18 protein-coding genes and 1 riboswitch are annotated in these 23,021 nt (G+C 48.9%); of the genes, 11 read left to right on the top strand and 7 right to left on the bottom strand.

What is annotated here, in order from left to right; all coding sequences use genetic code 11:
- Window positions 1–109 precede the first annotated feature (109 nt).
- Window positions 110–2,791 carry a magnesium-translocating P-type ATPase gene (mgtA, locus tag BP95_RS0125330; protein ID WP_081819973.1) on the bottom strand — a complete coding sequence of 894 codons (2,682 nt, stop codon included), beginning with the start codon at window positions 2,789–2,791 and terminating at the stop codon, window positions 110–112.
- Window positions 2,792–2,859: 68 nt separating this feature from the next.
- On the opposite strand from mgtA, the gene BP95_RS0125325 reads away from it, so the two are divergent.
- From BP95_RS0125325 to BP95_RS0125285, 9 genes are all read left to right on the top strand, one after another.
- A complete protein-coding gene (locus BP95_RS0125325; RefSeq protein ID WP_028533527.1) occupies window positions 2,860–3,051 on the top strand; it encodes a hypothetical protein in 192 nt (63 codons plus the stop codon).
- A gap of 373 nt (window positions 3,052–3,424) precedes the next feature.
- Window positions 3,425–3,596: riboswitch (M-box (ykoK) riboswitch) on the bottom strand.
- Window positions 3,597–3,763: 167 nt separating this feature from the next.
- Window positions 3,764–4,492 (top strand): amino acid ABC transporter ATP-binding protein, encoded by a 729-nt coding sequence (locus BP95_RS0125320; protein WP_021256288.1) that lies wholly within the window; start codon window positions 3,764–3,766, stop codon window positions 4,490–4,492.
- 31 nt (window positions 4,493–4,523) lie between these two features.
- Window positions 4,524–5,330 (top strand): transporter substrate-binding domain-containing protein, encoded by an 807-nt coding sequence (locus tag BP95_RS0125315; RefSeq protein WP_021256289.1) that lies wholly within the window; start codon window positions 4,524–4,526, stop codon window positions 5,328–5,330.
- Window positions 5,331–5,430: 100 nt separating this feature from the next.
- Complete coding sequence (locus tag BP95_RS0125310; protein ID WP_028533526.1) at window positions 5,431–6,102, top strand: amino acid ABC transporter permease; 672 nt, start codon at window positions 5,431–5,433, stop codon at window positions 6,100–6,102.
- Complete coding sequence (locus BP95_RS0125305; protein WP_021256292.1) at window positions 6,102–6,752, top strand: amino acid ABC transporter permease; 651 nt, start codon at window positions 6,102–6,104, stop codon at window positions 6,750–6,752. Before BP95_RS0125310 ends, BP95_RS0125305 begins: the two co-directional genes overlap by 1 nt.
- Window positions 6,753–6,861: 109 nt before the next feature.
- Complete coding sequence (locus tag BP95_RS0125300) at window positions 6,862–8,115, top strand: sensor histidine kinase (protein WP_021256293.1); 1,254 nt, start codon at window positions 6,862–6,864, stop codon at window positions 8,113–8,115.
- A 15-nt stretch (window positions 8,116–8,130) separates the two neighbouring features.
- Window positions 8,131–9,051: a response regulator gene (locus BP95_RS0125295; RefSeq protein WP_021256294.1), complete on the top strand. Its 921-nt coding sequence runs from the start codon at window positions 8,131–8,133 to the stop codon at window positions 9,049–9,051.
- Between the two features lie 762 nt (window positions 9,052–9,813).
- Window positions 9,814–12,165, top strand: a complete 2,352-nt coding sequence (locus BP95_RS0125290) for a ribonucleoside-diphosphate reductase subunit alpha (RefSeq protein WP_021256295.1) — start codon at window positions 9,814–9,816, stop codon at window positions 12,163–12,165.
- Between the two features lie 273 nt (window positions 12,166–12,438).
- Window positions 12,439–13,470, top strand: coding sequence for a ribonucleotide-diphosphate reductase subunit beta (locus tag BP95_RS0125285; RefSeq protein WP_175460769.1), 1,032 nt, complete (start codon window positions 12,439–12,441; stop codon window positions 13,468–13,470).
- 35 nt (window positions 13,471–13,505) lie between these two features.
- On the opposite strand, the gene BP95_RS31380 is transcribed toward BP95_RS0125285, so the two are convergent.
- A complete protein-coding gene (locus BP95_RS31380; RefSeq protein ID WP_021256297.1) occupies window positions 13,506–14,543 on the bottom strand; it encodes a VOC family protein in 1,038 nt (345 codons plus the stop codon).
- Window positions 14,544–14,806: 263 nt separating this feature from the next.
- On the opposite strand from BP95_RS31380, the gene BP95_RS0125275 reads away from it, so the two are divergent.
- Together BP95_RS0125275 and BP95_RS0125270 are read left to right on the top strand one after the other, a co-directional pair.
- Complete coding sequence (locus BP95_RS0125275) at window positions 14,807–16,675, top strand: bifunctional metallophosphatase/5'-nucleotidase (protein ID WP_028533525.1); 1,869 nt, start codon at window positions 14,807–14,809, stop codon at window positions 16,673–16,675.
- Window positions 16,676–16,966: 291 nt separating this feature from the next.
- Window positions 16,967–18,538 (top strand): FAD-dependent oxidoreductase, encoded by a 1,572-nt coding sequence (locus BP95_RS0125270; protein WP_036667609.1) that lies wholly within the window; start codon window positions 16,967–16,969, stop codon window positions 18,536–18,538.
- Between the two features lie 112 nt (window positions 18,539–18,650).
- On the opposite strand, the gene BP95_RS34340 is transcribed toward BP95_RS0125270, so the two are convergent.
- From BP95_RS34340 to BP95_RS0125235, 5 genes are all read right to left on the bottom strand, one after another.
- Window positions 18,651–18,773, bottom strand: a complete 123-nt coding sequence (locus BP95_RS34340) for a hypothetical protein (RefSeq protein WP_265332113.1) — start codon at window positions 18,771–18,773, stop codon at window positions 18,651–18,653.
- A 12-nt stretch (window positions 18,774–18,785) separates the two neighbouring features.
- Window positions 18,786–19,007, bottom strand: coding sequence for a hypothetical protein (locus BP95_RS0125260; RefSeq protein ID WP_028533523.1), 222 nt, complete (start codon window positions 19,005–19,007; stop codon window positions 18,786–18,788).
- Window positions 19,008–19,473: 466 nt separating this feature from the next.
- Window positions 19,474–20,943 carry an extracellular solute-binding protein gene (locus BP95_RS0125250; RefSeq protein ID WP_028533522.1) on the bottom strand — a complete coding sequence of 490 codons (1,470 nt, stop codon included), beginning with the start codon at window positions 20,941–20,943 and terminating at the stop codon, window positions 19,474–19,476.
- A gap of 48 nt (window positions 20,944–20,991) precedes the next feature.
- Window positions 20,992–21,915, bottom strand: coding sequence for a carbohydrate ABC transporter permease (locus BP95_RS0125245; protein WP_021256303.1), 924 nt, complete (start codon window positions 21,913–21,915; stop codon window positions 20,992–20,994).
- A 90-nt stretch (window positions 21,916–22,005) separates the two neighbouring features.
- Window positions 22,006–22,962 (bottom strand): ABC transporter permease, encoded by a 957-nt coding sequence (locus tag BP95_RS0125235; protein ID WP_021256304.1) that lies wholly within the window; start codon window positions 22,960–22,962, stop codon window positions 22,006–22,008.
- Window positions 22,963–23,021: the final 59 nt, after the last annotated feature.

Genomic DNA, 23,021 nt, shown 5'->3' with positions numbered 1-23,021 from the left:
TGCTGAACTCGATCTGTTTGCTTTTATCGAAAAGGATAGCAAGGTTCGAGATTGAATCGATAATTGAATTGCAGCCAGTTCTTACAGTCAATCCTTACATTCTCGATCCTTACAGCCAGTCGTTGAAGCGGCGGATATACCATTTCTTGACGGACTGCGTCAAAATGCAGTAACCGAGCAGAATAGCAGCCAACCAAGGGAAATACGACAATGGTAGCGGCACTAGGCCAATCCCTTCTCCGAATTCGGAGAACGGAATCATAATGCCTGCCAGCATAATGAGCCCCGTCAGCAGCATGACAGGAAGGCTCGCCCGACTCTGGATAAACGGCACCTTCTCCGTACGGATCATATGCACGATCAAGGTCTGCGACAGCAGCCCCTCAATGAACCAACCGGAATGGAATAGGGCTTGATCTGCAGGTGAATTCGCAGCGAAGACGAACATCATCAATCCATAAGTGAGGAAGTCGAAGATTGAACTTGTTGGCCCAATGAACAGCATGAAGCGGCCAATCGACTTCGCGTCCCACGTACGCGGCTTCTTCAAGAACTCTTTATCCATGTTGTCCCACGGAATCGACAGCTGCGACACATCATAGAACAGGTTCTGCACGAGCAGATGCAGCGGCAGCATCGGCAGAAACGGCAGGAACAAGCTCGCGCCGAGTACACTGAACACGTTGCCGAAGTTCGAGCTGGCCGTCATCTTGATGTACTTGATCATGTTGCCGAACGTGCGGCGACCTTCGATGATCCCCTTCTCCAGCACCATAAGAGACTTTTCGAGCAGAATAATATCTGCCGACTCCTTCGCAATATCCACCGCAGTATCAACCGATATGCCAATATCCGCTTCCTTCAAAGAGATTGCATCGTTAATGCCGTCACCCATAAATCCGACCGTATGCCCCTTCGCCTGCAGGGCACGAACGATCCGCGCCTTCTGCATCGGATTCAGCTTCGCGAATACCGTCGTCTTGTCAGCCAGCTCCGCAAGCGCCGTATCGCTCAACTCATCAATTTCCTTGCCTAGCACAATACGACCTGTGTCGATGCCCACATCGCGGCACACCTTGCGCGTCACCACATCGTTATCTCCAGTCAGCACCTTCACAGCTACCCCATGCTCAAGCAGCGCTGCAATTGCAGGGGCCGTACTATCCTTCGGCGGATCCAGGAAGCCGATATAGCCAGCGAATACAAGCCCTTGCTCATCAGCAGCACTGTAGGATTCACGGGAACTTCCATCATGCAGAACTTTCATCGCTACACCAATGACGCGAAGCCCATCTTCGTTCATTTCATTCGCTTTGCGCAGCAACTGCTGCTTCATATCCTGCTCCAAGCCAACGACCTGTTTGCCATCTAGCATGGAATCACTGATTGAGAGCATTTCCTCCATTGCGCCTTTGCAGATCAGAACATGTTCCCCTTGCTTTCTAGACAAGACCACAGACATCCGTCTGCGATTGAAGTCGAATGGAATCTCGTCAACCTTCGTATAATCCAGATCCAGACCTGCAAGGCCTTGCTCTTCTGCCCGCTCTACGACCGCATGGTCGAGCAGATTGCGGAGCCCTGTCTGATATCGGCTGTTCAAGTACGCGTACCGAAGCACTTGTTCACTTTCTTCCCCATGGATGTTCAAATGCTTCTCCAGTATAATTTTGTCCTGCGTCAAGGTTCCTGTCTTATCCGTGCACAGCACATTCATCGCGCCCAAATTCTGAATCGCATTGAGCCGCTTCACGACTACCTTCTGGCGCGACATCGCCATCGCACCCTTCGCCAGATTTGACGTCACAATGACGGGCAGCATTTCCGGCGTTAACCCTACTGCGACTGACAATCCGAAGAACAGCGCATCCCACCAGTCGCCCTTCGAGAATCCGTTGATGAAAAAGATAATCGGCACCATCACCAGCATAAAGCGAATAAGCACGAAGCTGACACTATTGATGCCGCGCTCGAAGCTCGTCATGGGCCGTGCTCCGACCAAGCTATGCGCCATAGCGCCAAAGTACGTTTGCGAGCCTGTCGCAATGACAACTGCTGTCGCGGATCCGCTGACAACCGTCGTCCCCATGTACGCCATATTATCTAGCTCCAACGCCTGCTTAGCTGTCTTAATCGCCTTAATGCGGCGCTGTTCAGGCAGGACCCCAATATCCCGCTTCTCTACCGGCATCGCTTCTCCCGTCAGCGCCGACTCCATAACAAGCAAGTCCTTGGCAGACAGAAGGCGGATATCTGCAGGAATGAGATCGCCTGCCGCGAGCCTTATCATATCCCCAGGAACGAGCTGCTCCATATCAATCTCACGGCTCTGCCCGCCGCGAATAACTGCGGCTGTCGTCTTCACCATCGCCTTCAGCTTCTCCGCTGTGCGCAAAGAGCGGAATTCCTGCGTGAACGTAATGATAATGCTGATCGTGACCATTGTCGAAATAATAATAACGGCCTCTGTATCATCCGTAAGCACCGAGAATACGTCCAGACCGAGCAGAACAAGAATGAATGGATTCTTGAAGCATCGTAGCAGCTGAATGTACCAAGCAGGCGGCTTCTCATACGCAACCTGATTAGGGCCGTACTCCTCCAAGCGGCGCATTGCCTCCATCTCGTCCAAGCCGTACGGCTTCGTCTTCAACTCTTCCAGCACATCATCGACATGAGACTCCGATGCCTCGATGAGACGCTGTTCCAGCCTCGCATTTTCCTTATCTGCATCTCTGCGCGACACATATTTAGGCCATTTACGTTTAGTTTGATTAACCTTCATTTCCATAGTGAATTCCTCCTTCTCATGCACCAAAGTACGCGCAAAAAGACCTCCCTGCCTACAGGGAGGTCTGCATGACCCGAACCTTCATTTCCTTGCTGTCTGCATGCGCATACTTCTTCCGCACAAGAGGGGAAATTCCTCATCTTTTCACGGATGTCACTCGCTTGTGGATATGGTTCATACCAGCAGACCTCGACTATCCAAAGTCTGAATACTCCATGTACAAACGCACATACGAGTACCCTGCTGCCGATATGACATGATCTTCGATCACCAATCAAAGCTGTCATTCTCCACAAGTATATAGCCGGTTACGGTCGGGCTGAACGAATTTCATCGCGGAGCAACGGAAGTGCAGTACTTCTGAACGACACTTCCATTTCCTTACATGACGAAATAAGCCATCCCATGTATCGGTGTCGGCAAGTGAATAACGCATAGGAAAGCAAGGAGAATCAAGGTTCTCCCGTTCCAAGGTTTCACAAAGCTATGCAATTGTGTCTTCGGACTCGGGCTTCCGTCCATGCGTAATCACCGCCTTTTCCTGTCTAATTGATTCATCATACGAAAAAAACCCTTCGGCTCGCCGAAGGGTTACGCATGCGCCAATAAAGAACTGGGATATTGCCTATCCCGTTCCAGCCCTCCTCGTCGAGCTTCAGCACTATACAACGTAAAGGGATTCATTCCCTTAGCCACCTTAAGAAGAGCCTTAATCCGACAATTCCTGTTCTACCCATGGGCATCTCTCGATATTTCTGGGCAGTGGCCTCTGTTCGTATAGGAGCCTCACCTAACAAAGCTTGTTTGTTTTTCCTCATACAATGTATTACGGCACTTCTCGTTTGTCAACCGCATAACTCAAAAAATTTTTTTACACCCAGGCTGTAGGATTCCGTCATTTTCAGTTGTTTTTCCATTACGCTGTGTGCTATACCGCATCCGAATCCATAGATCGGCGAAAGGAGGAGGCCCATGATACATTTCCATCAAATCAATAAGCATTACGGCAGCTTTCATGTGCTTAAGGACATTAATTTATCGATCAAGCAAGGGGAAGTCGTTGTCGTCATCGGCCCAAGCGGTTCGGGGAAAAGCACGATGGTTCGCTGCATTAACCGGCTCGAAACGATTACCGACGGCGAGCTCATTGTCGACGGGATACGCGTAAACGACAAGTCTACTGACATTAATCGACTGCGGCGCAATATCGGCATGGTCTTCCAGCACTTCAACCTGTATCCGCATAAAACGGTGCTGCAAAATATTACACTCGCCCCGATAAAGGTAGCAGGCATGTCTAAGCAAGAAGCAGAGGAAGCAGCAAGACTGTATTTGGACAAAGTTGGCATTGCTGATAAGGCGAACTCCTATCCTTCTCAGCTGTCTGGTGGTCAGCAGCAGCGTGTTGCCATTGCGCGAGGACTCGCGATGAAGCCCAAAATTATGCTGTTCGATGAGCCTACATCGGCACTCGATCCTGAGACTATCGGAGAAGTGCTCGACGTTATGAGGACGCTTGCGAAGGAAGGCATGACGATGGTCGTCGTTACCCATGAGATGGGCTTCGCCAAGGAAGTAGCAGATCGCATCGTGTTCATGGATCAGGGAAGGATTGTCGAAGAAGCAGAGCCTGTTTCCTTTTTTACAAAACCGCGCGAAGAGCGTGCCCAGCTATTCCTTAGCCGGATACTGAATCACTAAATGATAAGCGATGAAAAGGAGTGTATATCCCATGAAACGTTGGATGAAATTGATGAGCATGACAATTGTAGCCGCCTTTATTGTAAGCGCTTTATCCGCTTGCGGAAATCAAGCCTCTGAAGGAGAAAACGCCCTTGCAAAAATCAAAAATCGGGGCAAAATTATTGCCGGCGTGAAGTATGACCTGAACCTATTTGGACTGAAAGACCCTGCCACCGGAAAGGTGCAAGGCTTGGACATTGATATTGCGAAACAAATTGCCAAAAAAGTGCTGGGCAATGAGGATGCGATCGAGTTCATGGAGGTGACATCGAAGACACGGATTCCAATGCTCAAAAATGGCGACATAGACTTCATTATCGCAACCATGACGATAACCGACGAGCGCAAAAAAGAGATTGATTTCTCAGATGTATATTTTACAGCCGGCCAGTCCCTGCTTGTCCCTGCTGACAGCCCTATTAACTCCATTAAGGATTTGACCAATGATTCCAAGGTACTCACAGCCAAAGGCTCTACATCCGCCAAAAACATTCGCGAATCTGCACCTGACGCGCAAATTCTGGAGTTTGAAAATTATGCAGAAGCATTTACAGCCTTGAAGGCTAAGCAGGGCAATGCGTTGACGACTGACAACGCCCTGCTGTATGGAATGGCTCAGCAGGACAACAACTTCCGTGTCTTGGATGAGACATTTACAGAAGAGCCTTATGGCATCGGCATTCGCAAGGGAGAAGCAGAACTAGTTAAAGCCGTGAACGACACCTTGAAAGAGCTGAAGGAGAACGGTGAATACGACAAAATATACGAGAAATGGATCGGCAAAAAGCCAAACTAACAGACCGTCATGTCCGTACGGATTCCGGTGAGGGGATAAGCGCTGGCCGCTCATCCCCTCTTTCGGGTTCATCCAGCCTACCAACGAGGGAGGAACATTGATGTTTATCAACTTTTCGATTCTGAGCGAGCATCTGGATCGCTACTTGATCGGGCTGGGAGGCACGCTGGCTGCCAGCCTGATTTCACTCGTGGCAAGCTTTATTCTAGGTGCAATCATCGCGGTATTTCGCATCACACCCGTCAAGCCGCTTCAATGGCTTGGTACGATCTATGTTGAATTTATTCGCAACATCCCACTGATGCTCATTGCCTTTTTTACGCTGGTCGGGCTTCCGCTCGTAATTGGCACCGTCCTTATCCCATTTGTGGCGGGTCTTACTGCCTTGACCGTATATACTTCTGCTTTCATTGCGGAAGTGATCCGTGCTGGAATTCAGGCGATCCCTAAGGGACAGATGGAGGCTGCTCGCTCTTCCGGACTGACCTATACACAAGCGATGTGGCATATCATCCTGCCACAGGCCGTCAAGTTGGTTATTCCGCCGCTCGGCAACCAATTTTTGAACTTGGTCAAAAACTCATCCATCTTCACTGTTCTGTCCGCTACAGACATCATGTATCAAGCTGACTTAATCAATTCCGATACATTCGACACGTTTAGCACCTATATTTTTGCCGCGATGTTTTATTTGGTGCTGACGATTCCGCTCAGCTTCGGTATTCGTTATTTGGAACATAAATATCAAGGTGTGAAGGGAGTCGAAGCATAATGGATTTCATTGGAGCGTTGTCCCCCGTTAATATGCAGTTTTTGCTACAAGGCGCCCTCATCACCTTACAAGTCGCCATAGTGTCCATCATCATTAGCTTTATCATCAGCGTCATAGTCGGAACCGTTCGGTATGCCCAAGTCCCCATTCTAGGCAAGCTATTTGCCATCGTGGTGGAGATCATTCGTAACCTGCCCCTATTGTTGATCATCTTCTTTACGTATTTCGCCCTGCCGCAGATCGGGATTAAGCTGGATAAATTCACAGCGGCCATAGTCGCACTTGTTATTTTTGAATCGGCCATGATTTCTGAAATCGTACGGGGTGGATTGAACTCAGTTGAAAAAGGACTCCTCGAAGCAGGACGCTCATCCGGGCTAACTATGACTCAGACGCTAAGACATATTGTTCTTCCCATCGCGCTTCGGCGAATGGTTCCGCCCATCGTCAGCCAATTTATCTCGCTATTGAAGGATACCTCACTCGCCGTCGTCATTGCCTTGCCGGAATTGATGAACCATGTGCAGATCATTAATGGGCAAAATATCAATTACGTCATTCCAACATTCTTGTTTGCCGCCCTGCTCTATTGCATAGTCAATTACTTGTTATCCCTCGCCTCACGCAGGCTGGAGCACAAACATTCCTGAATATGGATAATTCTACAAGACAACATACCCTCTTTTCCGGTACGATAAGAAGAGGCATCAGCATACACGTGCAGTATCGGAGCTTGCGGAAAGGAGTGTTCATATTCGATTGCGTGACCAGAGGCTGCTTATTTGGAGCATCATATTATTGTCCACAGGGCTGCTCGGTGAGATGAAAATCACCCCATTCGGCGGTGATTTTCGCTTTTCGCTCGGCATCATGGCCTTCTTTTTCGGGCTGCTGTGGTTCTCGGTTCCTGTGCTTGCCACGGGTATCTCAGTAGGGGCATTCGTTGTCGTATTCCGGATCGCGCTTGGATTGCTGCTCTATGATATCCCCATTCCTCTTGGATTTGCACAGCACATGCCTGTATTTTTTTACTACGTCACCTTCGCCGCCATCATCTCCCTGCTCAAATTGAAAGCGAATGTGGAATATCATGTGAAGGTCGCGATATACGGCGCACTTGCCGATATGGCATCCAATGGTGTGGAGCTGCTCGTTCGCATTGCCTCGGGCACTCCGTCCAACATTAGCTATCAGGAATACCTGCTCATCATTCTCGTTGGCCTGCTGCGCAGCTTCTTCGCCGTAGGTCTGTGCAATATGCTGGCCATTCGACAAGTTCGGGCACAGGCAGAACAGCGTCGTCTGGAATTGGAACGTCTCATGATGATCAATTCCGATCTGTTCGAAGAAGCGTTCTATTTACGCAAGTCCATGTCCCATATTGAAGAAATTACGCGCGAAAGCTATCGGCTGTATCAATCGCTCAAGCAGCGGCTCTATGCAGATGCAGCACAAGCATTGCAGATTGCCAAGCATGTACATGAGCTGAAGAAAGACTCCGAGCGCATTCTATCTGGCCTATTCAAAATCATTCATCAGGAACGCATGCTCTCCAAACGCATTCAGATTGCTGAATTATGCGCCATGGTCGTAAGGGCAAATACCAACTACGGCCTGCTGCTCGGAAAGCAGATCCATTTACATTCCAGCTGCAACATGAATCTCTCTACCACCGAGATCTATCCGCTTCTCTCTGTGTTGAACAACATTGCATCCAATGCTGTTGAAGCGATACCACAGGAAGGTCGAATCGATTTGCAGGTTGATTTGCATGACGGGCTCCTCTTGTTCTCTATCATCGATGACGGGCCTGGCATCTCGGCAGACGATCTTGAACTGATCTTCCATCCCGGATATACAACTAAATTCGATGCTGAGGGTAACTCTTCAACAGGCATTGGCTTATCGCATGCCACTGACATCGTCCAGCTATTCAAGGGCGACATTGACGTAACCAGCACTCCCGGACATACATGTTTTCAAATTCGGATTCCTGTAGAGCATTTAACTTGAGAGGAGGGTGTTCACTTGTTAAAATTCTATCTTGTCGAGGACGACCCTGCTATTCGTAAAATGCTTATGCGGATCGTTAGCGAAAGTGGTCTTGGCGAAGTCGTCGGCGAGGCCGGTGACGGCTCCTATGTATCGGCAGAGGTTGTCAGCCATGCAGACATTGTCATCATTGACTTGCTTATGCCGGGTCGCGATGGAATTGAGACGGTAAAGTCACTGCGCGAACATGATTACAACGGCCGCTTCATCATGATCTCCCAAGTCGAAAACAAAGAAATGATCGGCGAGGCCTACCAACAAGGGGTGGACACATTCATCCAAAAGCCTATCAATCGCTTGGAGGTGTTGTCTGTTCTTCGGCGCGTATCCGACCATTTGCGATTGGAGAAATCCATGCAATCTATCCGAAATTCACTTCGCGTCTTCGAAGTATCTGGAACGGAAGCCCTGCATGCATGGCAGGGGCAAGCACCTGTGCAACAGGAGAAGAATATAGAACAGCAAGCCAGATCACTGCTCCTGCAACTAGGGGTTGTCGGGGAAGCTGGTGCCCCTGATATGATTCGGATTGTAAAATGGCTGAAGGGACAAGAACAGGAACAACGACTGCTTCAAGATTTGCCGCCACTTAAAACGATCTACGAACAAGTAACATCGCACGGTCAAGCTGCAGGAGATCATCTCAAGCGCGATGTGCGTGCAACAGAACAGCGAATTAGACGATTAACTTTGCAAGCGCTTACTAACTTGTCCTCTATCGGATTGAGCGATTACGGCAACCCCACCTTTGAATACTTCGCGGCGCGTTTGTTCGATTTTCAAGAAGTACGCCTGCGAATGCGAGAGCTGGAGGAATCCCGCAAGTCCACTTCCTGCAAACTAAATCTAAGAAAATTTCTATATGTATTTTATATCGAATGTGCCTCTACTCCGTGATCGATTCAGCGGGAAAAAGAGAGTACAGTTCAACCCTCTTCCCATACATACGTGCAGCCAGTACATCGATAATGCATTCAAATGAAATGTCGCACAAACTCTGGCTGCCGTCCTTTTTCCTCTTTATTCGACATCAACTGGAATCTGTTATGTCCACTGTACGTGGACAAACAGGGTTTTCACCATATGCGTTCACAACATCTCCCTCCATCCTTCCCTCAGCAAGGAATCGCAGTAAAAAAATATTTTTTGCCCCCCGCTTACATCCCTCGGACAAGCCTGCTGGCAAGGAATTTTGCCAATGTAACACTCCAAAACCAGTGACATTTATCACCTTGCGCCTATTTACTTACCCTATATGTTGTAGTATATTTACAAAGGAATATCTACATGTTGTGATTGTTAAGGAATTACTACTACCAATACGCATAAAGTGCAAATGGCCTCGAGAACAGCAACAACGGATAACCCTTACGCTGTATTCGAGGTTCGTTTTTGGAGCTTGGTAACAATCGCTAGGTAGATGACAACTTGTATAAGCCATATCGGAATGTCGAGAATGATGAAGGTGTGCGTCCATGCATGGCGCACGCGCTGTTCTTATGCGCTTAGACAGAAGAGTGCTTCATTCAGGCCTATTATCAGCCCTTTATCTTGGATACATAACCAGCACTCAACTTGAAGTTTTATTTCTTCTGAACGACTCCGACATAGATAGCTAAGCTCCATCTCAATTCGATATTCGAGGAGGAATACTCACGAATGCAGACGACTACACCTATCGTCCACACCGTTCACAAACCTAACAATCGCTCCCTTGCGTTCGATGCGGATCGCATTAAGCGCTACGGAGAGCGAATGATGGCTCCCTACCCTCAGCTTGATCGTGAGCGCTGGTACCGCAGTTTGCTGTCGAAGCTGCGCAGCAGCAGCGTACAGGCTGCAGATATTACCCAAGCCAGCATGATGACTGCGTTGGAATTAGTGACGAAGGAAGAACCGGATTGGAAGTTCGTTGCCGCACATTCCTTATTAACGAAGCTATATAAGGAGGCCGCCCTCCATCGCAACTATAAGGCATATCCGGATAAGCCTTACGGAGATTTCTACAAGCTTATCTCTCGTCTATGCGATCTTGGGATTTACCGTCAAGAATTGCTGGAAGCTTACACACCTGAACAAATTCGAGAACTTGGACAATCCATTCAAGCGGAGCACGATCTTATCTTCGACTACATTGGACTTCTGACATTAGCAGAGCGGTATCTCGCCACTGACTTCGAAGGCCGCACGATGGAACTGCCGCAGGAACGTTATATGATCATTGCTATGTACTTGATGCACAAGGAGCCGGCAGAGCGCCGAGTAGAGCTGGCTAAAGAAGCATACTGGGCAATGGCTAATCTATACATGACCGCTGCTACACCGACGATGGCGAATGCAGGCAAGAAGGTGGCCGGACAATTATCCAGCTGCTTCATCGACACAGTAGATGACTCGCTGGAGGGTATCTTCGAGTCCAACACCGATGTAGCCCGCCTCAGCAAGATGGGCGGCGGTATCGGCGTATACCTCGGCAAGATCAGGGCACGCGGCTCCGATATTCGCGGACATAAAAATACAAGCTCAGGTGTTATCCCTTGGATTCGCCAGCTTAACAATACAGCCGTCAGCGTCGACCAATTGGGCACACGCAAAGGCGCGATCGCAGTGTACTTGGACGTGTTCCACAAGGATATTCTGTCCTTCCTCGATTTGAAGCTGAACAACGGGGATGAGCGCATGCGGGCGCATGATATTTTCCACGGGGTGAGCTTGCCGGATCTGTTCATGGAGGCGGTGGAGAACCGGGAGGATTGGCATCTGTTCTGCCCTCACGAAGTGAAGAAGATCATGGGCTGGAAGGATAACCATGGACGCCCACTTGGACTTGAGGATTTCTACGACGAGCAGCGTGGTCAAGGCCAGTTCCGCGATAAATACGCCGAGGCAGTTGCGAATTCAAACCTGCCGCGCATTACACTGCCTGCGATCGACATTATGAAGCGTATCTTGAAGTCGCAGCTAGAGACAGGAACACCGTACATGTTCTATAAGGATGCCGCGAACCGCGCGAATCCGAACAAGGCGCATGGCATGATCTACAGTTCCAACCTGTGTACGGAAATCATGCAGAATATGTCGCCTACCCTCGTTGAGCAAGAGGAGCTGACCACTCAGGATGGACAGTCTCGCATTATTATTAGCAAGATCCCTGGTGATTTTGTCGTATGCAATCTGAACTCAGTCCATCTAGCACGTGCTGTGCGTGCCGATATTCTGGAGCGACTTATTCCAATTCAGGTACGCATGCTCGACAATGTTATCGACATTAATCGCATTGAGGTGCTTCAGGCGCAGCATACGAACCGCCGCTATCGCGCAATTGGACTTGGAACCTTCGGCCTGCACCACCTGCTTGCCCTAGAAGGCATCGCGTGGGAGTCCGAAGAAGCCGTGCAATATAATGACGCGCTCTATGAGAAGATCAACTACCTAGCGATTCAGGCCAGCATGGAGCTTGCTAAGGAAAAAGGAGCATATCCGCTCTTCGCTCAATCGGAATGGGAGAACGGCCGCTATTTCTCCGATCGAGAATATACAACAGGCACCCACCAAGGCAAATTCGTGACGACCGAACAGTGGCAAGAACTTGCGGATAAGGTACAGGCGAACGGCATGCGCAATGCATGGCTGATGGCGGTAGCTCCGAACGGTTCTACTTCCATTATTGCGGGCTCAACGGCAAGCATTGATCCAGTCTATGACCTGCTTAGCTATGAGGAGAAGACGACGTACAAGATTGCCAATCCTGCTCCGGATCTATCGGAGAAGACAATGTGGTATTACAAGACAGCCTTCCGTCTCGACCAGAACTGGTCCATTCGTATGGCAGCGGCACGTCAGCGCCATATCGATCAAGCACAGAGCTTCAACTTATATGTACGTCCGGATATTCGCGCTGTAGACTTTCTTTCTCTCCATCTCCATGCATGGAAGGCTGGGCTGAAGTCAACGTATTACGTGCGCAGTCAAGCATTAACCGTGGAAGAATGCGAAGCGTGCAGCTCGTAACGCACCCATTGTCCAGCGACGGACTCGAATCACTGTTAGAGGTTGTTCAAAAAGTCCGCTTTTGATCACGAAGTAAATCATGAAGTGGCCTTTTTGAACACGCACTGTTACGGAAATCCGTTCATAAGATCGGGAAGGGCTACTGAACGTTACATACAGCAGCACAGCCCTTTCCTACTGGTTGACTTTGACAGCAACCAATTTGTGCATGATTGTGCACGGGGAATAAGGTGTATAGAGAGGAAGAGTTCTATGACATTGTTAGATCGTGAGCTGAATCGGCAGCTCATCTTCAATACAGAAGCACCGAATCAATCGACACGAATTATTCTAGGCGAATGCTCCGGCATATTGAATTGGAACGACATTCGTATGCCGCATATGTATAAATTGTACAAAGTACTCCTTCAAAATCATTGGATTGCGGATGAAATTCCGATGGCGAAGGATGCGCAGCAATTCCCGCTGTTAGACGAAGAAGAGAAGCATGCATTTAAAATCAATATCTCGCTGCTTGCTGTGCTCGATTCCATGCAGACGATGTTTGTCGGTGATGTGAAGAACTACTTCACTGACTCATCGCTAGAAGCCATATCGGCTATCATTGCGCAGCAGGAAGTCGTGCATAACCAATCGTATTCCTATGTACTGTCCTCTCTCGTATCCGAGCAAGAGCAGAAGGATATCTTCGAATATTGGAAACATGATCGTGTGCTGCTTGAACGGAACCGATTCATTGCGGACATTTATCAGACATTCCGCGATAATTCAACACCTCAGACGTTCTTTGAAGCACTCGTAGCGGATCTGATATTGGAAGGGATCTTCTTCTATAGTACGTTCGCTTTCTTCTACAATTTAGCCCGGGATCAGAAGATGATGGCGACGAGCCAAATGATCTCCTACATTCAGCGTGATGAGAACCAGCATTGCTACTTCTTCGGTGAGGTGTTCAAGCAGCTGCTTGTGGACTTCCCAGAGTTGAATACCGAGACTAACCGCCAATTTGTGTACGATACGATTGACCGTGCTGTACAATTGGAAACCAACTGGGCCCATTATACGCTCAAGCAGGTACGCGGCATTGATCTGCATGAATTGTCGGATTACATTAAGCACATTGCCAATCGCCGGTTAAGCCTTATCGGTATGGAGAAGCTGTATGAAGGCGTTGACGTAAACTGCATGCCGTGGATTAAGCCTTTCTCGGACGAAGCCTTGAATGCAACGAAGACCGACTTCTTCGAAGCGAAGTCCCGCACTTACGGCAAGGTCGGCGATGACAACGGCTTCGATGAGCTGTAGGTTTTTGAAGGTTCAATGGCCTATGCCTTTGAGTTCTATGACAAACCACCCCTATCTGTCATGAGATGGGGGCGGTTTTTTCGTGAACGAATATCCTGCTTCCCCTCTGCGGCTACTTTCCTAAACACGATAGCAGTACCAAGTGCCGAAGCAGCTGGTATGAAGAGGTCACCCGAAGCCATCTCGACTACCGGCACACCATTCCTTTCAAGATAGTATCGGGTGTGGGAGATATCACGTACTGCTACTACATACCCGACAAATCCCGGAACTGGGGGTGCCGTCTCTCCCGGCAGAAGCTCTGATAGCCTCGATTCGGGGACAATCGTGATACGAGCCTTTTCCAAATTAAAAAAATGTGCCACTCCATCTGTCTGAGCCTCACATTCCAAGTACCGGCCATATCGCCGAGTTAATTCGTCTAGTTCGGAATCGTCTACGCATAGGATTGATTCGACCAGATCCGTGGCTCCATTCGGATGGCTGGGGTGCACTTGCTTTTCCATGATGGTTGAGGGTGGATTTTCCGCTACGGCCAGACGCCCTTCAAGTACATTGTCCCCGTCGATTTCCAAATAACGAACGGGAACCAATTGAATCACCTCTCCCTTGGATACCTCAAGAGGCCGCTGCACGGTGTTAACGCCGCTATGCCCGATTCCTCTCATTTTGAAACGATGCGCTGTCTTGTCAGCGTCCTCGGTACCGAAACTAAGAATATGCGCTCCTTCATAACGAGACAGACATCTAGAGATGGTATCGACAGTCCGTCTGATTTTCTCGACTATTGCTTGCAGCACGTCCGGCGATGCCTGCAGCGGGATGAGCTGGGCATTGTCAGGAATCCTCGCGCCTTGTTGGGCAACGGTTACGATTTCGATGAAACTGCCTGCAAAATCGGCATGCGCATTAGCCGCTCCGAACGGCTTCGACGGTTCTCCTTCATTTTCGGACATCACCGGATAGGACGGCGGCGAACACACAAATCCCAGTTTTCTGTACAGCTCAAGCGCAGCTTCCATATCGGAGACTACATGGCCGACGTGATGAATGAATTTGATTTCAGCATGCATCTATCTACATCCACTCCTCGAACGAAATGAATTCTATTCAAGCATATCCAATCATTTGTTTTGATTTGGGGGAAATTAAGCCCATCGGGCTGCCCAGCGTGCAACATAACAACGCCAAAGTCCCCCTACATCGACGAAGTTGAAATTTACAATTTCTTAGGTTCTAGTTAACAATCTCCCAACCCCCGTGTCCTACGATACATATATCACTCATATCTATTACATATACATTTCAAATATGAAGCAAGCATGGAGGTCCGTTTATGAATAAGAAAAAGCTAGGTACTGCCGCAGTTCTGACAACATTGATTAGTACTCTATTCGCTGGATCATTATTTGCAGCACCTGTGAACCCAATTAACCACCTGGAATGGATGCAATCGAAAAGCTACATAACCGGATCCAATGATGGCCTGGCGCTTGATCGCCCAGTCACACTTGCTGAAGCAGTGGCGATGATTGCCCGCGTACAAGACAAGGAAAAAGAAGTAAAAGCCATTGATCCATCCATCCAAGGATGGGCAGCCAAAGCGCTCACTTGGGCGAAGCAGAACAACATCGTGGATGCAGCGCAATGGAAGGAACTCCATCGTCCGGTTCCTGCTGCGACACTGCAAGCTGTAGCCAAGAAGGCAGGGCTTGATGTAGCAGTGACAGGAGATACGGTGACACGCGAGCAGTTCTTCACAGCACTCGGCGATGCCATTACGACACATATTACGCTCGGACATACGAACGATACGCATGGACATATGTTAGAAGACGAGAAAGCGAAGGAAATGGGCTACGCTAAGCTCGCTACGTTGATGAAGGAGCTTCGTGCAGAGAACCCGAATTCCATGGTGCTGGATGCAGGCGACATGATTCAAGGTACGATTTATGTGAACCTGTCCAAAGGGGAAACCGCAACAAAGCTGGCTAACGCGCTTGGTTATGACTTCATGGCGTCCGGCAACCATGAGTATGACTTCGGCTACGAGCAGCTTACGAAACTGACGAAGATGTTCAAATTCCCTGTACTCGCTGCGAACGTATTCGATGCACAAGGGAAGAACCTCCTGCAGCCGTACGTCATGAAAGAGGTCGGCGGCAAGAAATTCGCGATTCTTGGATTGGTCACTGCAGATACACCAATCGTTACGCATCCTGACAACGTCAAGGGCTTGACGTTCAAGGATCCGATCGAAGTCGCGAAGGAATGGGTACCGAAGCTGCGCGAGGAAGCTGACCATGTCATCGTCCTCTGCCATACAGGAATATCCTATGACCGTGAAATGGCCAAGCAGGTTCCAGGCATCGACATCATTGTAGGCGGACATACGCATACACCAGTGGATCAGCCTGAACTCGTCAACGGTACTTATATTGTGCAGGACTGGGAATATGCGAAATCGCTTGGCCGTGTTGATCTATACTACCACGGCAAGGATTTGGTTCATTTCTCCGGTGGACTGATCAAGTACGATGAAGCGACGAAGCCAGATCTAGAAGTAGCTGCCATTGTTGAATCTCTGAAGAAAGAAACCGACTCCCTATTGAACGAGAAAATTGCTACTGCAAGCGTAGATCTGGACGGCGATCGTGCCAGAGTGCGGAAGCAGGAGACGATTATGGGCAACTTAGTAGCAGATGCCATGCTGGCGCGCACGCGTACAATGCCTGGATTCGAAGCCGATCTGGCCATAACGAACTCAGGCGGTATTCGCACAACCATCATGAAGGGCGATATTACGAAGCGCAACTTGTATGATGTGCTTCCATTCCCGAATACACTTGCTGTTGTTGAGGCGAAGGGCAGTGATTTGACAGCAGCCTTGGAAAATGGCGTTAGCGAGATCGAAGCTGGTTCCGGCCGCTTCCCTCAAGTTGCTGGTATCACATTCTCCTTCGACATCAAAAAGCCAAAAGGAAGCCGTGTATCGGATGTGAAGGTTGGCGGTAAAGCGGTGGAAGCCGACAAAACGTACCGCGTAGCTGTAAATGACTTCTTAATCGCCGGTGGCGACGGTTATGCCATGTTTAAGGATAAGAAGTCACTTGATACAGGCGTGACCCTCTACGAAGTCGTGGAGCAGTACATGAAAGAGAAGAAAGACATTACAGCGAAGATCGAACAACGTATCAAGCAATAACGAAATTACGGATTTCTTATGGCATGAGGAATCCCCCCTTCTGAACATAGACACGTATTGGCGCATCCCTCTTTCCGCCTCGCGTGTCTACTTTTTTTATGCAACGAACCGGCCTGGAAAATTAGACACCAATCCGCATACTCTCCCTACTTCAGTCAACTAGCATTCAATCTACCAACAATAGCAATCAGATTCTATGGGAAGCAGTATGATTCTTTCCTATACTGATTGGGGTAAGTATTAATTGGAAAATATTGCGAAGGAGCTGATCGAGTGTCACCCTCACCGAATATGGAGAAGAACGCCGAGCTCGTTATTATTGGTGGAAGTGTAGGAGGCTGTGCAGCTGCTCTCTCCGCTTGTCGATTAGGTAAGACAGTGGTACTGACGGAGGAGACCGCCCGTATCGGCGGCCAATTGACAAGCCAACTGGTTCCGCCAGACGAGCATCCGTGGATCGAACAATTCGGCTGCACGCAGACATACAGGCAATTCCGCAATGAAATACGCCGCTACTATCGCGAACATCTCCCATTGGCCATGAATGCTCGCTCGAACCCAGAGCTGAACCCTGGAAGCGGCCTTGTAAGCCGCCTCTGCCATGATCCACGCGTAGCTCTGTCTGTGCTGGAGTCGATGTTATTCCCTTATGTGAACAACGGACAGCTTACCATTCTGACGCAATGCCGCGCTACCAATACCGAGGTTGATGGCGACCGCATCCGTGCGGTGACCGCTCAGGATGCAGCTGGCAACGAATATGTCCTAACTGGGGCGTATTTCCTCGACGCAACCGAATGCGGAGACTTGCTTGCCCTCTCGGGTACAGAGTATGTCACAGGTGCAGAATCGCAGCGTGATACTGGCGAACCGCACGCCGTGCCGGGCGACCCTGAACCGCAGAATATGCAGGGCTTCACTTATTGCTACGCCGTTGATTATGACAAGGAAGGCGATCATACAATTCCGAAGCCTGCACGCTATGACTTCTGGAGCCAATATCAGCCTTCGTTCTGGCCAGATCGCCTGCTAAGCTGGACGGCAGTTAAGCCAACGACGCTGGAGCCCATCACCTACTCCCTCTTCTGGGAGACAGGGAAGTTCCCGCTGTTCCATTATCGGCAAATTACGAACCCTTCTCTGTATGATCAAACGTCTGGAGTACTCCCTACTCCGGTGTCGGTCGTCAATTGGCCGCAGAATGACTACTGGCTTGGTTCGATTATCGATGTAAGCGAAGAGGAGAAGCAGCGGAGCCTATTCGATGCCAAGCAGCTCAGCCTATCGCTTCTGTACTGGCTGCAGACAGAAGCACCGCGTCCCGACGGAGGCGTCGGCTATCCGGGCCTGCGATTGCGGCCGGATGTCGCCGGCACAGCAGACGGATTCGCCATGTATCCTTATGTACGGGAATCAAGACGGATTCAAGCAGAATTCACTGTGCTTGAGCAGCACATAGCCACCGACTGTCGTCCTGGTCAGCCTGCTGAGACATTTGCTGATTCCGTTGGCATCGGATGCTATCGGATTGACCTTCATCCGTCGACCGGAGGCAAAAACTATATCGATATCTCCTCCTTGCCGTTCCAAATTCCGTTAGGGAGCTTGCTTCCGATTCGCATGGACAATCTGATTCCCGCCTGTAAAAATATCGGAACAACGCATATTACCAATGGCTGTTACCGCGTGCATCCAGCAGAATGGAACATTGGCGAATCAGCTGGCGCACTGGCTGCATATGCACTGAATCAAGGTATTGTGCCGCGTGCTGTGCGCAGTGACGAGAAGCATCTTAGCGCCTTTCAGAAGCAGCTGCAGCAGCTCGGCATTGTACTGCAATGGCCTTCTACAAGGCCTGTATAAGCAGCCAAGGAAGCATCGCATCGATTCTTCCCGCAGCATAGGAACCAGGACTTAATCAACCTAATGACATAAATAAAAGAACCCTCCAGAATTCTAGTTTTGGAGGGTTCTTTTATTGGCCGGTTTGCAGGTTTTCATACTTTTCTTTATTAGCATCTACTTTGGCTGGAATTGAAATAGATGTAGAGAGCAGAACTCCTGCAAGAAATGTTTTGAAAATTTTTGATTCTATCATTTTTTCCTCCATTCATTCTTTTTCATTCTTTCTTTTTTTGAAGAAATCGAACAAATCGAACTTGATGACATAATCAAAGAGGAAGGTAATTACAACAGCTCCAAGTGGAATCATTGAGTATACCCATAGCGGATTATTTGGAGCTTCACCAGGGGGTGCATCAGTTAAAATCACAAAAAGGACAATACAATAAATTATGGCCAATACAATACCTGTAACATTTCTATTTTTCATAGCTGTATTTCACCTCGGATTCACTTAAGAAATTCAAAGTATAGTAAATAAAGTGTAACACTGCCCAACAAAAAAATGGAAGAGTTTCTATCTTTTTTAGTGGCGGTATTTGTTCTTATATGTACCAAAGCTAGGATTTTGTTCAACAGTCCAGCCCCTAGGCCGCCATATTCGGCCAAATTCAGCCTTGAGCGGCGATTTCACTTCCGTGGAACATCAAAAAAAACGGGCGAATCGCAACATTTACGATCTCCCGTTTTCTTTGTATTTCTTTGATTCATGTATTAATCCATTTTCCTTCAATGAATGAAATAACTTCTTCGGTCGATGAACTTCCTTCCTCATCGATTTCTCGTTCACATCGTGAGGACGCAGTAATAAGCTTCCCCATCATCCATAAAAGGGGATGGCCCTTGAATCTCGGGCCATCCCCTTTGCTTGTGTACACAGGTCTCAGTTTTCATGCTTAACGCTTCGCATACCAATCATTCGCTGCCTTCACCATATCCGCCCCACCCTGTGCATGCCATTCCGCGAGGAACTGGTCATAATTGTCGAGCGGTTCCGTTCCGCTAATATAGTTAATGAACGTGTCCTCTTGATACTTGTTCAACCGCTGCACGTTCTTCGAGATATCCGGCATTGGAGGCGCTGAACCGAGTGGATCAGCGATTAACAGGCCCTCCGCATTTTTCTGGAATGTGTTGAAGTAGTTTTCAACGATTGGGTTTTTCTTTAATCTCGCCTGCCAGTAGATCGGATAGTTCTTCTCGTCCACACCCGTCAAGAATGAGCTTGCATTTGTACGCTCATCTGCGAACTTCGGCAGAATCGGCGAGTAGGCTCCATTTTCAAACTTGTGATGTACACCTTCTTCACCGATAGCGATCCCCTTGAAAATATCCTTATCGAACTTCATGTCGAGCCACTTCACCGCTTCTTCCTTGTTCTTCGCGAACTTCGGAATTGCAATGTAATAATTAATCGTATTGCCCGGCGTGCCTACACGCGCTTTCCCCGATTTGTCCTTCAATACCGGCACAATCGCAAGCTTCGCATCTGGGAAATTCTTCGCAAGTGCATTTTCCAAGTTCGGAGCAATCCACCACCCTGGACTATACATGGCAGCCTTGCCGCTTGCCATCTTCTCAATCGATTTATCCGCCGTATTAATGCCCCACTCGGAGTCGATTAGTCCCTCTTTGTACAGCGTATTCATGAACTTCAAGTATTCCTTCATCTCTGGAGCTTCAACCGCGTGAATGATCTTTCCGTCCCGCTCCAACCAAGCTGTCGTTAAGCCGAACACACTGGCGATATCCGGATGTACAGGGATCTTGCCTCCCGTCAGCGGAATTACATTCTTCTTCTCCTTGAATGTCTTCAGCACCGTCACCAGCTCATCCAGATTCGTCGGCATCTTCAAGCCCAACTCATCGAGCCAATCTTGGCGGACGACGAGCGCATTCGATGAGGTTCCGCCTCCGCCCGTTTCTGGTATAGCGTAAATTTTGCCGTCATAACGGGCGCCATTCCAAGAATCTGGGCCGATAACCTGTTTCATATTCGTTCCATACTTCTCAATCAGATCATCCAGCGGCTCCAGCGCACCAGACGATACAAGCTGATAGTATTGGGCCGAAGCGAGCTTCATAATATCATAAGACTCCTTGTTCGCCATGAGCAGGTTCAGCTTCTCGTCGGCATTTTCCGCAGGAAGCATCTCATACTTCACGGAATATCCCGTCTTCTCCTTCAAGTACACGGCTACCGGATCGCTATTCGGCTCGAAGCGATCGAACTGCATCAGCTGACGGAGCTGCTTGCCGCCTTCTCCTCCTGACGCACCCTGCCCTGAACCGGCGCTGTTGCAACCGAGAAGTGACAAGACCATCACAATCGAAATCAATGATATCCATACCTGTTTACGTTGCATGAACATACCTCCGCTCTTTTGGATGTCCCCCGAAATATCTTCACCGCATTACCCTTTTACGGAACCAATCAGCACCCCTTTCACGAAGTATTTTTGCAGGAACGGATATACCAGCAATATGGGCAAGGTTGCAACAAGAATCGAAGCGGCCTGTATAGCCTGAGGCGTCGTGTTCATGACCGCATCAATATTCGTTACATGCCCGCCATCCTGATATGTGATATTGGAATGCGCAAGCAGTTCCTTCAAGTACAATTGCAGCGGCTTCAACTCTGCCGTATTGATATAGATCATCGAGGCAAAGTAATCATTCCAGAAGCCTACCGCAAAGAAGAGTGCAATGGTAGCGAACACCGGCAGCGACAATGGAACCGTAATGCGGAACAAGATTGTCAGATTCGATGCTCCGTCCATCTTGGCCGATTCCTCCAGCTCATCGGGCAGAGACTCGAAGTAGTTTTTAATAATCAGCATATTAAACACGCTAACCATGCTCGGCAGAAAGAGCACCCACAGTGTATCGATCAGATTCAATCGGTGCATGAGCAAATACGTAGGAATAAGACCACCGCTGAACAGCATGGTGAACACATACATCAAGATGAATATTTTGCGTCCGCGCAGACGCGGCTTGGATAAGGGATATGCGGCTAATGCGGTCATGAACAGACCGAGAGCCGTTCCCGCCACGGTAATTGTGACCGATACGAGGAAAGCATTCATGAATTGAGAGTCGCGCAGCACATATAAGTACGTTCCGAACTGAATATCAACCGGGAACAAGGACACGCTCCCTGACATAACCGCTTCCTCACTGCTGAGCGACTTCGCAATCAAATTGAGAAATGGGAACAATGTCGTCCACGACACAAGGGCAAAAAACAGATAGTTCAACACATGGAAGATGCGCTCCCCTACCGACATTCGAATGGCCGTTCTTGTTCTCCGCGAAGCAGTCAATTGGTGTCTCATGTTATGCCAGACCTCCTTCCTTCTTACGTTCAGGTTCCAAATAAGCGGCGACTTGCAACATCAAGAGAGCTGTATGCTGAACTTCTCTCATTACCAGATCCCCCGATTCAAATAGCGCCGGCTGAGAGCGTTTCCACCAATAATGAGCACGAAGCCTACGATGGATTCGAACAGCCCCACAGCAGCTGAGAAACTGTAATTCTGCTCGCCTAGACCCGTACGATATACATACGTGCCGATAACATCCGACACATTGTAGACGACGGGATTGTACATGACGAGAATTTGCTCCGTCCCAGCCTCCAGCATATTCCCGAGCCGCAGGATGAACATAAGGAGAATGACGGGAACAAGCCCTGGTAGTGTAATATGCAGAATTTGTCTGAACTTATTTGCCCCATCGATCTTGGCTGCTTCATACAGCTGTGGATCGATAGAGCTTAAGGCGGCCAAGTATACGATGGTTCCCCAGCCTGCTTCCTTCCAGCCCGCCGTGCCGACGAGCAGCCAGCGAAAGACACTGTTGTCGAGGAAGAATTTGATCGGCTCTCCGCCGAACCACTCAATGATTCGATTCACAAGCCCCCCATTGATGGAGAGCAGATCCATAAAGAGTCCGCTAACGATAACCCATGACAGAAAATGAGGCATGTAAATGATCGTTTGTACCGGACGCTTGAACCACATTTTCGTAAGCTCATTCAACAGAATAGCCAGCAGAATTGGCAGTGGGAAGAGAAGTACAATTTTCAGAACCGAAATGATAATCGTATTCCAAAACACTTGAACGAACTTCGGTGATTGAAATAGTCGTTCGAAGTGCGAGAACCCTACCCAAGGACTGTCCTCTATTCCGCTAAAAATGTTGAAATCTTGAAACGCAATTACGACCCCATACATCGGCGTATACTTGAACAGGAGAAGAAAGGCGATCCCTGGCAAAAGTGCAATGTATAAGTCCCAGTCCTTCCGAATGTCGCTCCACAACTTTCGCCCGTATGATCGTGAAGACAAACGTGGAGCATTGTCCAATTCCAGCTTATCCATAGCTCCCATCCTTTCCGTGGCATGAGCACTTGGCATTCATTGTTTGCTGCATCTGCTAC

Source organism: Paenibacillus sp. UNC217MF (assembly GCF_000686865.1).
Classification (GTDB): Bacteria; Bacillota; Bacilli; order Paenibacillales; family Paenibacillaceae; genus Paenibacillus_B; species Paenibacillus_B suaedae.
Note: the sequence above shows the minus strand (reverse complement) of the source record. Positions and strands in the feature narration are given on the sequence as shown.